Genomic DNA, 15,277 nt, shown 5'->3' on the forward strand with positions numbered 1-15,277 from the left:
ATCGAGTTCGCTTAACCGCCTTTATTTCGACAGTTTGTCAAACGTGCGCACGACTACTCTTGCCAAAATTTCTACACCGCTCACCAGCGCTTCCCGATTAAAAGTCATTTCCGGATGGTGCAATCCCGGCGTAAGATCGCAACCCAACGCCAGCATTGTCGCTTTAATCGCCGGCCTTGAAACGGTATAGTGATGAAAATCTTCCGCACCTGGCGTCACCGGTGCCTCTCCCAGCTTGTCTGCGCCAAGCGTGTCAACGATCGCTTGCGCCATCAACTGCTTGGCTTCTTCGTCGACTTCCGCTGCAACCATGCTCGAGCCGGGAGTGAGCTTGATCGCAGCGCCATACATGGCGGCAGCACCTTGTACAACCCTATTTACGCCCGCGACCAACTCTTCCATCGCCTGATTGGTTTGTGCCCGCAGATCAAGCGCGAACGTGGCATAGTCAGGGATAATATTGTAACTTTCTCCCCCGGCCTGCAGCATGGTCATCTTGACCGTCGCCGGAACGACCGGATTGATATGAATATCGGCCAAGCCATTTACAATGGCGCTTGCTACTTCGATGACGTTGACCCCGAGATGCGGCCGCGCTCCGTGAGCGGCTGTCCCCTTGATCTCGCCTTCGATAAACATGGCGGCACCATTGTAAATCGCCGGACCGGCAAAACCATCTTTCATCTCCTGCACCGGGCGCAAATGAACCCCAAACAAATACTCGATATCATCGACCATCCCTTTTTCCACCAGCTTCAATGCGCCGTTGCCCTTTTCCTCCGCTGGCTGGAACAAAATTTTCAACGTCCCTTTTGGTTGAAAACCGGCTGCGATCAGGCTTTCGACCGCCTCGAGAACCATCGTCATGTGTGCATCGTGCCCGCAGGAGTGATTGGCCCGCCATTCGCCGTCAACGATTTGCCAAAGAGCATCTATGTCCGTTCGCAATCCGACGACCGGTTTCCCTTCCCCCCATTCCGCAACCAGTCCGGTACAATCCTCAAAAGTGGTCACGCGCAACCCCAACCGGCGGGCTCTAGCTTCCAGATAGCGGGTCGTTTCTACCTCTTTCCAACTGATTTCCGGATTGGCGTGCAAATGGGAAAATGTGTTCAGGATCGCTTCTTTGCGTGAAGCTACCGTCTCTTTTAACGCAGCTGCTATGTCCATCGTAATATCTCCCTTGAGCGAAAAGTTTAATCTTACTCCATTATTATAACGCAATTTTGGCAAAATTTCATTTTTAACGAACTTAACTTAACCGAATCAATGTTTCCAGCTTCAGTTGATCGCGCAGATGGCCGCTGATCTTAATTTCCTTTTTGGCGTATAGATAAGACAAAGCATCTCCGGCGAACAATAATTGAAAGTTGCGTTCGGTTCCGGTTAACAGCAGGTCAATCGGCTGTCCTTCCTGCCATTCACACCATTCCATCTCTTCTCCGCGAAAAGTAAGGCTGAACCGAAGCTGTTGATCTTCCACAATAATCCCCACCCGGCGCGTCCAGTTGTGCCGAATCGAGTTTAGGTATGGCTTTCGCTTTAATCGTTCAATGAATCGTTGCAGCATCGCCGCCATCTTTTCCAACCCCCTCATCGTCTCGCTCTCTCCTGTTTTTCGTGAACAGCAAAGTCGAATCCTTTGGCGAGAGTTTAGAGGTACTGTCGGTTGCTGTCTTCCTGTCCGAAAACTTCTCGACAGGAAGCGCAAAAGGCCGCTTTGTTCATGCGGTGGCCGTCGGGGTCTCTGCCAGGGCGCTACAAATAAAATAGGCCGCCGAGCTTTGCCAACTCGACAGCCTGACGCCCTGCTTCGGGCATTTTTTATTCTTCCACTTCATCTCCGTCTATGTCCAACCGCACTTCCAAATGGTGACCATCCGGAGTTTCAAAATAAAGATTATAACTGCTCTCTCGTTCAATCGGACCACGATAGCAAATATTTTTGGCCTCCAGCTTATCCACCAAATAATCCAGCTCTGCCCGCGTTTCCACAGCAAAAGCGATATGGTCTACATAGCCAATGCCTTCGCGGCGTTCTTCGTTGGATGGATGAAGGCCGATTTTCGTGTAAGAGCCAATTTCAAAATAAACAGGCGCTCCGTCTGCCATATTTTCTGCAGGGATCGGTACTTCCAGAATCTCTTTAAAAAATTGAGCTACTTTCTGTACATCACGGCAGTTTAACGCGATGTGATGAACGCCCTTTAATTGAAACATTTAAACAGCCTCCCAAGCGGAACTCTCTTATGCACTATGCTGTGTCGTTTCTTTCCGTTTCTGATATGCCTTCAATCGCTCGCTCAGTCGTTTTAAACGGTTCATCAGCTCTTCTCGCCACATATCTTCTTTCAGTTCTTTAGCGACTACTAACAAGTCAAGCGATAGGTCGATTTGCTGTTTTAATACTTCCACAAATTGACCAGCTTCGTCAACCATGGCGCAGTTTTCAAAAAGATCTGGTATATTTTCAACACTGACGAAGTCGCGGAAATCGACTTCAAGTGCATTATCTCCTTGTGCATATTCTACAAGAATCTCGTATTCCCCTTCAATCGCAGGATGAACCTCAATTCGATCACAAGCGGGACAGAACAAAATCGGCACATTCAACACCAATGTTTTGTAATGGCGAACGTTCCCGATCGATCCGATCATTCCTGCTCCACAACAAAAGCCCATTTCTTTTCCCTCCCCATTATGCCCTCAGCTGTTTGTAAAATGTCAACATTCCGAAGAGTCGGGCACTTTTCGACAACAAGGCGCGGTGAACAAAAATAACCCCCCACGGGGGGCACTTCCGCCCCGGCCGGCTTTCAGGCTATCTCCACGCCAAGACATCTTCTCTTGATTGTAGCGCAGATTCCTGTTTTGCACTAGTCAAAAAGTATTTCCATGTCAGTTTAATTTTCTCATGGGGAGGAGAAAGGCGGAAGAACTCCGGGCCTATTCCTTAACCATCGCTTCGTATTTGTCGGCATCGAGAAGTTTTTCCAACTCACTCGTATCAGAGATTTCCACCGCGATCATCCACGCCTTATCATAGGGCGAAGAGTTGACCAGTTCAGGGGCGTTCTCCAATTCTCCGTTGACCTCAACCACTTTTCCGCTAACCGGCGCGTACAGCTCGGATACGGTCTTGACCGATTCGACACTGCCAAACGGTTCATCCTGTTGGATGGTCGTGCCGACTTCAGGCAATTCCACAAATACGATATCCCCCAGCTCATCTTGTGCAAAGGAAGTAATGCCAATATACGCCTTGTTGCCTTCAACCCGTACCCATTCGTGCTCTTCGCTGTACAGCAATTCTTTCGGATAACCCATCTTGAACTTCCTCCTATCGATTATCAAGCAAAAACACATTTGCGTATTATATTGGACATCGTGGCAAAGATTCCTCTTTCATCTGCAAAATTCAGCAAGCTGTTTTTTCAAGCTCTTGTCGGATGCTGGCCAGTAAAGTTTCATTGCCGCCGCTGAGTCCATTCTTATGGCAAATTCTGCCTTTTATTCCTGCGGCCAAGCATGTTTTCCGCTGTTATGTACGCCAAAAAATTACGGTTGCGCCCAGGTTGCGTCCCACTGCTCTTCGTTAAAACCGACTGTTACCTTTTTCCCGTCCGTCAGCAGCGGACGTTTGATCAATTTTCCGTTGGAGGCCAGCAGTTTCAGCATTTCCTCTTCGCTCATCCCCGGCAGACGCTCTTTCAAATTTAATTCTTTGTAAAACTGTCCGCTTGTATTAAAGAACTTTTTCAGCTCCAACCCGCTGTTTTTCCACATCTGGCGAAGTTCCTCCTGCGACGGGGGCGCATCGACAATGGGAATCGTCTCGAACGGAATTTCCTTGTGTTGCAGCCATTGCTTGGCTTTGCGGCAGGTGCCGCATTTATCGTAGAGATATGCCTTGATCGTCATACGTTCTCCTCCCTAAGCGGTTACCCGAATTTGGTATCCCGCATGTTTTTTCGCGTGGAAGACCCCATTATCGAGGATTAAATACTGGGCCTTGACGCCAAGCAGTTTTCCTTCGATCGTTTCCAGCTTGTCCAACGACAAGGAAGTAATTTTGTCCAACGATTCGAGGATCGGATAAGTAATCTCGATCCACTCCTCCTCCCTGTATTGAAACGCTTTGAACGGTTCCGGAAAAAGCCCGTACACTTCTTCGCGCAGCGCCAGCAAATCCACTTCCCGCACATCGCCCTTCAGCATTTTCCGCCAGTTGGTCTTGTCCGGCATAAACTGGCTGAGATGGTACTCCAACTCTCCCGCCATTCGCCGGGTAGGAAGTTCGGCAATCGGAATCGCCCGAATCGCCCCCTGATCGACCCAGCGTTTCAATTCGTTATGTTTGCGGGTCAGTCCCACTTTGACATCGCTGGAAAGCGCCAGATAAACATAATGAGGAATCATGCAATGGGTCTCCCCAAAGCTGGAATCGCGACAAGTACCTTGCTCAAAATGGCACTCATGCGGCTTGACGATGCATAAATCGTTAACCGGCAAAGTTGTAAAACAAGGGTAACAGTACCCGTTGTTAAAAGTTTTATTTGTTTTGCGACCGCATTCGATACAATTCTTTTGGCCAAGGTAGCTGATTGTTACCTGCTGACCCAACAGTTCATTCAAAGAAAGTTTGTCCTGTTCAATCTGCATATAGTAATCAACCGGCTGGTCTTTCCCCTGATATTGGTGGACAAGTCCGTGCAACAGTCCGTTAATTTGCAATTTTGTCTCCCCTTCGATTCGTTTTTTTTTATTGTAACATACGATCTCCTGTTCGGTAGACTGTTTTCATTTACCTAGCATCATTTCAAGGGATTCGGTGAAGATAAAACCATCCCAGCTTCACGGCAGCGGGATCTTTGCCAGTTTCTTGCACCGCAAAGGAGGGAATTTATGCGATTGAAGCTGATCATGCTGTCCGTCTTGCTGCTGTGCGCGTTCGCAGTGTCGGCCAAACTGGCGATTGAGCCCGTTTACGAGCCCATTCACCGCATTGATACAAAAAAGAAGGTGGTTGCGCTCACTTTTGACGACGGACCCGATGCCAAGTATACCCCGCTGATTCTGGAGCTGCTGCACCGCAACAAAGTTCCGGCCACTTTTTTCGTGTTGGGTTCACAAGCGGAGAAATATCCCAAAGTGATGGACTGGATCAAAAAAGCCGGGCATGAAATCGGCAACCACGGTTACTACCACTACGACCTCCACAAACTGACGGAACAGGAAATTTACGACGAAATTAAACGAGCGGAAAAGTCCATTTTAAAGACAACCGGTATTCTTCCCCAGTATTATCGTCCGCCGGGCGGAGTGATGACCCCGGACGTAATGAGTGCCGTGCAATCGTCCGGTTACGACATCATTCATTGGTCTGTTGATCCGCGCGACTGGTCGCTGAAACGAAGCGCCTCCGTGATTACCAACAGCGTAAAAGAAAACTTGACAAGCGGGGATATTGTTCTGTTTCATGACGGAGGGCAAAATCAGCGGCAAACGTTGTCCGCGTTGCAAGGACTCATTACCGATTTGAAGAAAAAAGGCTATAAATTTGTCACCGTAAGTCAATTGCTTGATGCCGCCAGCTGACATCCGGGAAGCAAAAAAATGCAGCCAGCTTCTCAAGAAGCACGGCTGCATCCATTTTGCACGACGGGGAAAGCTAGGCCAGCACTTTTCCCAAAAAGGCACGGAGCCGATCGTTTTTCGGATCGGTGAACAAATCCTCCGGCTTGCCTTCTTCCATGATAATTCCCTGGTCCATAAAGATCACCCGGTCTCCCACTTCCCGCGCAAAACCCATCTCATGGGTGACGACGATCATCGTCATCCCTTCTTTGGCCAGATCTTTCATGACATTGAGCACCTCGCCGACCAATTCCGGGTCAAGGGCAGATGTAGGCTCGTCGAACAGCATCACCTTCGGATTCATCGCCAAAGCGCGCGCGATTGCCACCCGCTGCATTTGTCCACCGGAGAGCCGGTCAGGATAAACATCGGCCTTGTCTTTCAGACCGACTTTTTCCAAGAGAGCCAGTCCAATTTTTTTCGCTTCCTCGGGAGCCATTTTCCGTACCTTGATCGGAGCCAAGGTTACGTTTTCAAGCACGGTTTTATGAGGAAAGAGATTAAACCGCTGAAAAACCATTCCTACTTCTTCTCTGACTTTATTAATATCCGTCTTTGGATCGGTAATTTCTTTTCCATCGATCACGATGCGTCCGCTAGTCGCCTCTTCGAGTTGATTGAGACAGCGCAGAAAGGTGCTTTTCCCCGAACCGGACGGGCCGATAACACAAACCACTTCTTTTTCGGCGATCGTTGTCGTAATCCCTTTCAATACTTCCAGTTTGCCATAGCTCTTATGCAGGTCTGTTACCTGGATAATCATTCATGCTCCCCCTCGTCAGATTTTTCTTTCTCTTTGTATAACTTTAATTATATGCCAGCCGGGCTGCTGGGGAAAAGTGTATAATTTTCCTTTACTGATTTAATTCGTGAGCGATCGCTTTTTCTCGGCGAAAAAAGAAGCTAAGCACCGCAAACAGCAAGATCATCATCCCCATCACCGGGAACATATACGACGGGGCACCTGTTTCCAAAATCAATCCATTAATGTTGGGCGCTACAATGCTGCCGATGCTGAAGTTGATCGAGGCGATAATTCCCGCAACAGGCACCATCCCCGCCGGCAATATATCTGCCGAAAAGGCAAGCCCCAACGAGTAGAAAGAACCGACAACCGCACCGGCCAGCGCCAATAGCAGCATCATCAACCAGACATTGGCTTCCGCCAGCGGAAAGAGCGTAAATAAAGTGCCGCCGATCAGCGCGCATCCCGTCATCACCTTCTGTCGTCCCAGCTTGTCGCTCAAGATGCCCAACGGAATCTGCAGCATGATGCTGCCGACAACAAAAGCCGGAAGGATATAAGACACCATATCGACAGAGATGCCGACACGCAGGGCATAAACCGGAAAACTGCCGTTTAGCGAGGCTTCCATAAATCCGTAAAGGAAGGCCGGGATCAGCGCCAGCCATCCCATGCGTATGACGCGAAGGTATCGATTCTCTTTGTTTGACGAAGGCTGCACTTGCAGCGGAAAGGCATTTTTCATCGTAAAAACAAGCAAAAAAGCGATCATGTATAGCAAGCAAAGCGCCACGAAAGGCATCCATTTGCCAAATTGCAGCAAACTCAAGCCCAGGGGGCCAACACTAAACCCAATGCCGTATGCCAAGCCGTACAGCGAGATGTCCCGCCCCCGCCGCTCCGGTGCGGCGATCTGGGTCACCCACATTTGGCTGGCATAATGCATGCTGGAATCGCCAATGCCCATCAATAGACGCATCATAAACCAGACTGTCAGACTGGAGAAAAACGGCAGAGCGACTGTGGCAACCATCAGCAGGCCCAGTCCGCAAATAATCGTTGAGCGGTAGCCAATCCGCCGCAGCGGAATCTCCAAAAAAGGAGAGACCAGAAAGACGCCGATATAAAGAGCCGCCGCATTAAAACCATTGGCCAGGGACGATACGCCCTGCTCCTCCAGCAAAATCGCCAACAACGGCAGCGTAAGCCCTTGATTCGCTCCTGCGATGGCAACGACGATAATCAAAATCCAAAATAAATGTCGTGAAGCATGCATTGCCATGAAGCTCCTTTCAAGCACCTTCTTGGTGTGTTTCTGTAATCGTGGCCATCAGCCAACTTGAACTTTACCGGCTCCCAGCTGGAGCTGATACATCTTTTGATAAATACCGCCCTGTTGCATCAATTCTTCGTGCGTTCCGCGTTCCGCAATTTCGCCGCGGGACAAAACAAGAATTTGGTCGGCATGCTGAATCGTGGACAGACGGTGCGCAATAATAAAAGTCGTCCGGCCGGCAGAAAGCACCCGCAACGCTTCCTGAATGGCCTGTTCCGTCTCACTGTCAATGCTTGCCGTCGCTTCATCCAGAATCAAGATCGCCGGATCATTGACCAGGGCGCGGGCGAAAGAGAGCAGTTGACGTTGCCCTGCCGACAAGGTAGCCCCTCGTTCCACGACAGGTTCCTCATACTGTCTCGGCAATTTGCTGATAAAGGCGTCTGCCTTGACCGCCTTGGCCGCTTCGATTACCTGTTGGTCGCTGACCTGTTGATTGTAAAGCCGAATATTGTAAGCGATGCTGCCGGTAAACAGAAACGGATCTTGCAGCACAAGCCCGAAATGTTCCCGCAGCGCTTGCGGATTCAATTCGCGCAAATCAACGCCATCGATCAGGATTCGTCCTTTGGTTGCCGGATAAAAACCAAGCAGCAAATTCATCAAGGAGCTTTTGCCGGAACCGGTATGGCCGACCAGCGCAATCGTTTGCCCCGGTTTCGCATGAAAGGATACATCATGCAATACGAATTGATCTTCAAGATAAGCAAAAGACACCCGCTCGAAAATCACTTCTCCCTTTGGACGCGGCAGCGGCGCAGCATAATCCGTTTCCCGCTCGTCCACGGGAGTATCCAGCACGGCAAAGACGCGCTGCGCAGAAATCGCCGCCTGCTGCAGCTGGGAAAATCGATTCATAATCATATTGACCGGTTCAAAAAATCGGCTCATATAATCGACAAATGCATATAACGCGCCAAGCGAAATACTATCGTCCAACGAGCGCGAGCCGAAGTACCAGATAATGATCGTTAGTGACACTTTCCAGATCAAATCCACGGCAGGACGAAGCATAAACGACTCCAGATTGGTTTCTTGCAAGCGCGCTTTGGCATAGTCGCGATTGATTTGGTTAAACTCTGCTTGCATATCCTTCTGCCGCCGAAATGCTTGCACAACCATCATGTTTTGAATCATTTCATTCAGCGTTCCGTTCATTTCACTCAGTTTACCGCGAATCACTGTGTAAAAACGATTGCTGAATTTCTGGTAAATCGTCACCAACAGCAATAACACCGGCAACAACAGACAGCACAAGACGGCCAATTGCGGCTGAAGAATGAACAGTGCAACCAGTATCCCGACCATATAGACGCCATTTTGCACAAACGTGGCCAGCACGCTGACATACAATTCGCGGATGGCCTCGGTATCGTTGGTGACGCGGGAGACGAGCTGTCCGACCGGCGTCTTGTCAAAGAAGGCGACGGACAGCTTTTGCAAGTGCGCAAACAAATCCATGCGCATTTGCTGGATGATCCGTTGCGCCGTTATTTGCAAACTCAAATATTGCATGTAGTTCAGGCCAGCCGAAAGCAGGACCAACACCCCGTAGCCTGCCAACAAGCCGGCGATTGGCCAGACGTCATTCTCGTAAAGCGTCTTTACCTCTTCGGGCAACAAATGAATTCCCTGCACCGTTTGAGCGCCGGCGGAGACAAGCACAGTTTCCCGTCCGGCTGCTTCGCTCACCGGCGAGATTGTGACACCCGCTTCTGTGGCAACAGGTTCTTCCAGCAAATAGTACGCCGTTCCTTCCGTCAATACTTGCGCTTTATGCGCCGTTCCCGGCGAGGGCGAAGCGACCTGGCCGAGCCAATCCTCCCGAACATAATACTTGTCGGCCAACAAAATGCCAAGCGGTTCATCTTCCCTGGTCAAAGGCTGCTGGTCAAACGCGTACCAGTCCTGCTGAATGGCCAAAATGTGCTGGTCAATGATCGTTTTGGCGATAAACGGGCCGGACAAATCTGCGCTTGCTCCGACCAGAAGCAGCAGCAAGGCGAGCATGATGCGCTTGCGGAACGGCTTCGCATACTTGGCCAGCCGCCGCCAGACCCTTCCTTCCTTCATGTTTCCAGCCCCCTCTCCGCGCCGGCCACCTGCCGCTCCATCTGTTGCCGACGGAATTGTTCCGCATACCAGCCATTAGCCGCCATCAATTCATCATGCGTCCCGCGTTCGACGATTTCCCCCTGGTCCAACACGAGAATTTGCTGGGCATGCTGCACTGCCGACAAACGATGCGCCGTAATAATCGTCGTCTTGCCCTGACGTTCCTTTCGCAAATGTTGAATGATTTTTTCTTCCGTCCGGGCATCGACTGCCGACAGGGAATCGTCGAGAATCAGGATTTCCGCATCCAACAGCAGCGCGCGGGCAATGGAAATCCGCTGCTTTTGTCCGCCGGAGAGCATTACCCCTTTTTCGCCGACCATCGTCTCCAGCCCCTCCGGAAAGCGCTCCAGATCGTGACTCATCTCAGCCAAAGCCAATGCTTGCCAAATTTCCTCTTGCGTCGCGCCCGGACGGCCAAACGCGACGTTCTCACCAATGCTACGGGAGAACAGGAGATGTTCCTGCGGGACGTAGGCGATTTTTTCGCGCAAGGTGCCGAGCGAAATTTGTTCGAGCGGAGTTCCCGCCAAAAAGACCCGCTCCGCCGGCACCGGATACTGGTGCAGCAACACACGGCACAAGGTGGATTTGCCGCTGCCGGTTCGCCCGACCACGCCGATCGTCTCCCCTTTTTGACAAGCAAACGAAATTTTTTGCAGGGCAGGATGGCTGGCGCCGGGATAAGTAAAAGTCAATTCGTTGATCACAATGCTGCCGGCGGGAACTTCCCGCACAGCGTCATTTTGCTCCTGCACATCAGGCTCGACTTCCAGCAATTCCTGAAGCCGCTTCGCTGAAGCGCTGCCACGCTGCAAAATGTTCATCAGCCAGCCAAAGGCCAGCATCGGCCAAATCAACATGCCAAGATACAAATTGAACGCAACCAGATCACCAAGCGAAATCTGACTGGAAAACACCAAAAAGGTTCCGTAGCCAAGGCCGATCAGAAAACTGAAGCCGATGATCACGCCGATTGTCGGTTCAAACAGCGCATCCACCTTGGCCACACTGACATTCCGCTCCAAGGTATGCTCGCTGACTTTGCGAAATGACTCGACATCGTGTTTCTCCTGGACGAACGCCCGGATGACGCGGACACCCGAAATCGATTGCTGCACATGATCGTTCATCACGCCAAACGCTTCCTGCGCAAGCAAAAAGCGGTCGTGCAGCAGCCTTCCGTAATAGGCGCTTGACCAGGCCAGAAACGGCAATGGGACAAGCGCGGCAACAGTCAACTTCCAATCGATCGTATAAACCATAATACCGAGTGTCAGCACCGACATAAACAAAGAATCGACCAGCGTCAATACGCCCATCCCCGCGGTTTGTTCGATCGCTGGTATATCGTTGGTGGCTACCGCCATCAAATCGCCCGTTCTTCTTGTTTGATAAAAAGAGGGCGTCATCTTCGTTAAATGGGCAAAAAAGCGCTCCCGCAAACGCTGTTCCAGCATGAGCGAACCGCCAAACAGCAAAAAACGCCAGGCGATGCGCATTCCGTACAAGCCAATGCCCAAACCTAGCAAGAGCAAGATGCGTTCGGTCAGTTCGGTTCGAGACAGCGTGCCATTGCGTATCTGGTCAACCGTTTGTCCGATTAATCCGGGCGGCAGCAGCATGAGCAAATCGACGGCAAGCAACAGCGCAATGCCGAGAGTGTAACGCTTCCAATACTTTTTAAAAAACCAGCCGAGTTGTAGCAAAGTGTGCATGCCGCTCAACCTTCCTTTATCATCCAAAAACTTCATCAGACCGTTGCCCAATTCAGACTTGGGTAGCAAAAAGAAAGGGATGCGTTTTTTCGCAACCCTTGATCGCATAATACCCATGCTATCTGACAATTTTTTCCTTGTCAATCAGACTTTTTTCTATTTTATAAAAACTTTATATCCCTTTCCATTCGTCAGCCAACAATCCATAAACCGCATGATCGACATAATGGTCATACAAAAATTCATTGGCGCGCAGCACGCCTTCCAATTGAAAGCCGAGCCGTTCCGGGATCGCCCGACTCCGCTTGTTGCCTGTGGCAGCGCGAATCTCTGCCCGATGCAAATTCCATTTGCCGAAAATCCATTCGTCGAGATAGGCAGCGACAGCAGAGGTCATTAACCCTTTCCCTTGAAAACGCTCGCCCAGCCAATAACCGAGCGTCGTATGACGGTTGTTCCAATCGATGCCATGAACGCCGATTGTTCCGGCCAATTCTCCTTTGTACCAAATGCCAAAATGGCTGCCTTGCTTATTGTTGGCCTGACGGATCGTCATCATAATGAAGGAAGCTGTATCTTCATATGTTTCCGTATCTTCTATCCAGCCCAGCCATTGTCGCAAATGGACACGATTTTGCTGAATCAATTGAAACATCGGCAGCGTATCCTGCAAATCCAACGGTCTCAGCCATGCATCAGGAGCAATGGTCAGCATGTACATGGGGCACCCCCCTCTTTATACGCAAATAGATCGAAACGCAGCGTAAATTCGCTTCAGCCTGTTTTCTACATTGTAACCTGGCCTGGACGTTCCGGCCATCGCGATGGAAACGAAAAAGCGTCCGTTGCTTTCATAAGTAGCACGGACGCCAGACGATTATGCCTCTAATTTTTACTTTTGGCAATTTCCTCCGGCTTGAAGATGCCGGTTTCTGTCACAATCGCTGTAATAAATCGGGCCGGCGTCACATCAAAAGCCGGATTGTAAACCTTGATCTGGTCAGGCGCGACCTGTTTGCCGAAACCGTGCGTAATCTCTTCGGCCGGACGTTCCTCAATCGGAATTTCCGCCCCGGTCGGCGTGTTCAAATCGATCGAAGAAAGCGGCGCCGCTACATAGAACGGAATTCCATGCGCCTGGGCCAGTACGGCAACGCCATACGTGCCGATTTTGTTGGCGACATCTCCGTTCGCGGCAACACGGTCGGTTCCCACGATCACAGCTTGCACTTTGCCTTGGGCCATCACCATCGCCGCCATATTGTCACAGATCAGGGTCACGTCGATACCGGCGCGTTGCAATTCGTAAGCGGTCAAGCGCGCTCCCTGCAACACCGGTCGTGTCTCATCGGCGAACACTTTCAAATTCCATCCCCGTTCTTTTGCCAAATAAAGCGGAGCGGTAGCCGTGCCATAAGCGGCCGTCGCCAGTGCGCCCGGATTGCAGTGAGTGAGAATTCCCATGCCATCATGCAGCAAACTGAGCAAATTTTCCCCGATCGTCTTGCAAACTCGCTCGTCCTCAGCCTGGATCGCCAATGCTTCCTGCAAGACGGCTTGCTTGATTGTCGAGAGCGGTTGCTCTTTTTCTTGCTGGACGCGGTCTTTGATCCGTTCGATCGCCCAAAACAGATTGACTGCGGTCGGTCGGGAGGTTGCCAGATAAGCCGCTTTTTCCTCGAACTCTGTCCAGAACGCGGCAAACGAAGCGGCGCCGCTGTCGCGGATTCCTAAATACAAACCGTATGCGGCCGCCATTCCGATCGCAGGCGCGCCGCGTACCTGCATATGGCGAATCGCTTCCCACACCTGTTCAATCGTGGTCAATGTCAAATATTCAGTCACCACAGGCAGTTTGGTTTGGTCCAGCAGGAGAAGATGGTCTTGCTCCCACTTGACCGGTGTCAATTGACTTGCTGTCGTCATACCGTTTCCTCCTGATAAAATTTCGCCGCTTCACGGCGCACGATCGCCGTAATATCCGTTGCTTCCACAATCGTCTTGCGCTCCAATACAAGCGCTTGCCCAATCTGCAAAGCCAGGCGTTCCGCTTCGGCCCTGACGTGATCGTCCGCAATCGAATTCAGGTCAGCCACCCCGGACAGCCCGATCACCCGCCGCATCATTTTGCATCCGGCGTAGCCGGCAGAATCTTGAATCAGCCGATTGACATACTCTTGCCAGAAACCTTCGACATGGGCGCTGCGTTCCTTGGCCTGTTTGTGCCACAATTGGACAAACTGTGAGACAAACTCGTTCCAAACCGCTTCTACTGTGTCCAGCAAATAATTGCGGAACGACTCCCGTTCTTCCCGATCCGGCTGCAGTCCATGCTGTCCGGCGAAGTTAAGCAGCAGGTTGGCAATCAACGCCCCAATGTCAAAGCCAAGCGGACCGTAATACGCAAATTCGGGATCAATCACTTTCGTGCTCGTTTCCGTGACAAAGATGCTGCCTGTATGCAAGTCGCCATGCAGCAACGCTTCGGCGCGGGTAAGGAAGCCGTATTTCAAATGGGCAATTTCACGTTTTAACGGAATATTATTCCAAATGGCTTCCACTTCGTTCCGAATCAATGGGTTAAAATTGTTGCCCGGATGATCTTCATACGGATCGGTGAATACCAAATCCTCGGTAATTTTGCATAATTCAGGATTAATGAATTTGCCGACCCACGCTTTTTTCTCAAACGGATGCGCGCCCAAGTCAGACGTAAAGAACAGCGTCTGGGCCAAAAAGCGGCCAATCTGTTTGGGGAACTGCGGATAACGGTTGCCTCCGATCAATCCTTTGCGCAGCAAGACGTGGTCGCTGACATCCTCCATCACGGTCAAGGCAAGCTCATCGTCATGGTGATAAACTTGCGGCACCAGCTCGGGAACGAACTTGTGCTGAAAAACCAGCGCTTCGCTTTCGATCCGCGACCGGTCCAACGTCAACGGCATCGATTCTCCGACCACCCGGGCAAACGGCAAGGCTTGCTTGACTATCACACTCTTTCCTGTGGCGGCGTCTTGTATCTGAAAAACGAGATTTAAATTGCCATCGCCAATCTCTTTGCTGGAAAGCTCCGCTCCCTCGGAAAACAAGTTTGGCAATCTCTTTACATAGGTTACTGCTTCCGCTTCGGTTAATGGATGGTAAGCCATCGTGTTCATTCCCCTCTCTGCATTCAATAATTATCACCAAAAAGTAAAAGCCTCTTTCCGAAGAAAGAGGCACCTATATGCGAACGCTATTGGTTCCCCCTTATCTTCCAGAATCATTTGTTTCTGCAGGAATTAGCACCGTGCACAGCGCAGACAATCTGCACCATGTCGGTTGCCGGGTTTCATCGGGCCAGTCCCTCCACCTTCTCTGGATAAGGTATCCAATCCTATTTAACTGTAAATTCTAGTTCGAATCATACAACTGGTTCCAACCCATGTCAACTGGTTTTTTACAGCAAGTGTGCTCTCGCCGCCTCGGAAAGAAGGGTTGACTCCCCCAGCCGGTTCATCATATGATTTGGATAGTTATGTCGGATAAAGAAAGTTTTCCAATAAGAAAGTAGACTCTTATCGTGAGATGGCAGAGGGACTGGCCCGATGATGCCCGGCAACCGGCGCTTATGACGAAAAATAGCGTAACGGTGCTAATTCCTGCAGGAGCATTACCAATCTAACAATGAACGAAAAGTTCGTGTTATCGATGAACAACGCTCCTGAGAGATGAGAGGAGATGCCC

15 protein-coding genes and 2 riboswitches are annotated in these 15,277 nt (G+C 50.6%); of the genes, 1 reads left to right on the forward strand and 14 read right to left on the reverse strand.

The window, feature by feature from the left end:
- Positions 1–21: 21 nt before the first annotated feature.
- The 7 genes from JOD01_RS13060 to JOD01_RS13090 all read right to left on the reverse strand — a co-directional run bounded on the left by JOD01_RS13060 (position 22) and on the right by JOD01_RS13090 (position 4,734).
- Positions 22–1,170 (reverse strand): M20 peptidase aminoacylase family protein, encoded by a 1,149-nt coding sequence (locus JOD01_RS13060; RefSeq protein WP_204518775.1) that lies wholly within the window; start codon positions 1,168–1,170, stop codon positions 22–24.
- Between the two features lie 82 nt (positions 1,171–1,252).
- Complete coding sequence (locus JOD01_RS13065; RefSeq protein WP_204518776.1) at positions 1,253–1,597, reverse strand: SCP2 sterol-binding domain-containing protein; 345 nt, start codon at positions 1,595–1,597, stop codon at positions 1,253–1,255.
- 227 nt (positions 1,598–1,824) lie between these two features.
- A complete protein-coding gene (locus JOD01_RS13070; protein ID WP_204518777.1) occupies positions 1,825–2,220 on the reverse strand; it encodes a VOC family protein in 396 nt (131 codons plus the stop codon).
- Between the two features lie 27 nt (positions 2,221–2,247).
- The gene (locus JOD01_RS13075; RefSeq protein WP_204518778.1) at positions 2,248–2,682 is read right to left on the reverse strand and encodes a hypothetical protein; all 435 of its coding nucleotides are present in this window, start codon (positions 2,680–2,682) and stop codon (positions 2,248–2,250) included.
- A 264-nt stretch (positions 2,683–2,946) separates the two neighbouring features.
- Positions 2,947–3,327 carry a glycine cleavage system protein GcvH gene (gcvH, locus tag JOD01_RS13080; protein ID WP_204518779.1) on the reverse strand — a complete coding sequence of 127 codons (381 nt, stop codon included), beginning with the start codon at positions 3,325–3,327 and terminating at the stop codon, positions 2,947–2,949.
- A 231-nt stretch (positions 3,328–3,558) separates the two neighbouring features.
- Positions 3,559–3,921, reverse strand: a complete 363-nt coding sequence (locus JOD01_RS13085; protein ID WP_204518780.1) for an arsenate reductase family protein — start codon at positions 3,919–3,921, stop codon at positions 3,559–3,561.
- A gap of 12 nt (positions 3,922–3,933) precedes the next feature.
- Positions 3,934–4,734, reverse strand: a complete 801-nt coding sequence (locus JOD01_RS13090) for a DUF2797 domain-containing protein (protein ID WP_204518781.1) — start codon at positions 4,732–4,734, stop codon at positions 3,934–3,936.
- A gap of 189 nt (positions 4,735–4,923) precedes the next feature.
- Here JOD01_RS13090 and JOD01_RS13095 point away from each other — a divergent pair, with 189 nt between their 5' ends.
- Positions 4,924–5,598 carry a polysaccharide deacetylase family protein gene (locus JOD01_RS13095; protein ID WP_420829088.1) on the forward strand — a complete coding sequence of 225 codons (675 nt, stop codon included), beginning with the start codon at positions 4,924–4,926 and terminating at the stop codon, positions 5,596–5,598.
- Positions 5,599–5,671: 73 nt separating this feature from the next.
- Here the strand turns inward: JOD01_RS13095 and JOD01_RS13100 are convergent, their stop codons facing one another.
- From JOD01_RS13100 to mtnK, 7 genes are all read right to left on the reverse strand, one after another.
- Positions 5,672–6,400, reverse strand: coding sequence for an amino acid ABC transporter ATP-binding protein (locus tag JOD01_RS13100; RefSeq protein WP_239565443.1), 729 nt, complete (start codon positions 6,398–6,400; stop codon positions 5,672–5,674).
- 91 nt (positions 6,401–6,491) lie between these two features.
- Positions 6,492–7,658 (reverse strand): MFS transporter, encoded by a 1,167-nt coding sequence (locus JOD01_RS13105; protein WP_204518783.1) that lies wholly within the window; start codon positions 7,656–7,658, stop codon positions 6,492–6,494.
- A gap of 54 nt (positions 7,659–7,712) precedes the next feature.
- Complete coding sequence (locus tag JOD01_RS13110) at positions 7,713–9,791, reverse strand: ABC transporter ATP-binding protein (protein WP_204518784.1); 2,079 nt, start codon at positions 9,789–9,791, stop codon at positions 7,713–7,715.
- Positions 9,788–11,551: an ABC transporter ATP-binding protein gene (locus tag JOD01_RS13115; RefSeq protein WP_204518785.1), complete on the reverse strand. Its 1,764-nt coding sequence runs from the start codon at positions 11,549–11,551 to the stop codon at positions 9,788–9,790. The genes JOD01_RS13110 and JOD01_RS13115 overlap by 4 nt, the downstream gene beginning before the upstream one ends.
- Before the next feature lie 172 nt (positions 11,552–11,723).
- Positions 11,724–12,272: a GNAT family N-acetyltransferase gene (locus JOD01_RS13120; RefSeq protein WP_204518786.1), complete on the reverse strand. Its 549-nt coding sequence runs from the start codon at positions 12,270–12,272 to the stop codon at positions 11,724–11,726.
- Positions 12,273–12,436: 164 nt separating this feature from the next.
- Positions 12,437–13,477 (reverse strand): S-methyl-5-thioribose-1-phosphate isomerase, encoded by a 1,041-nt coding sequence (mtnA, locus tag JOD01_RS13125; protein ID WP_204518787.1) that lies wholly within the window; start codon positions 13,475–13,477, stop codon positions 12,437–12,439.
- Entirely contained in the window at positions 13,474–14,700 is a 1,227-nt protein-coding gene (gene mtnK, locus JOD01_RS13130; RefSeq protein WP_204518788.1) for an S-methyl-5-thioribose kinase, read from the reverse strand. The genes mtnA and mtnK overlap by 4 nt, the downstream gene beginning before the upstream one ends.
- A gap of 97 nt (positions 14,701–14,797) precedes the next feature.
- Positions 14,798–14,919: riboswitch (SAM riboswitch) on the reverse strand.
- A gap of 186 nt (positions 14,920–15,105) precedes the next feature.
- A riboswitch (SAM riboswitch) is annotated at positions 15,106–15,231 on the forward strand.
- Positions 15,232–15,277: the final 46 nt, after the last annotated feature.

This window comes from Brevibacillus fulvus (assembly GCF_016908525.1).
Lineage (GTDB): Bacteria > Bacillota > Bacilli > Brevibacillales > Brevibacillaceae > Brevibacillus_G > Brevibacillus_G fulvus.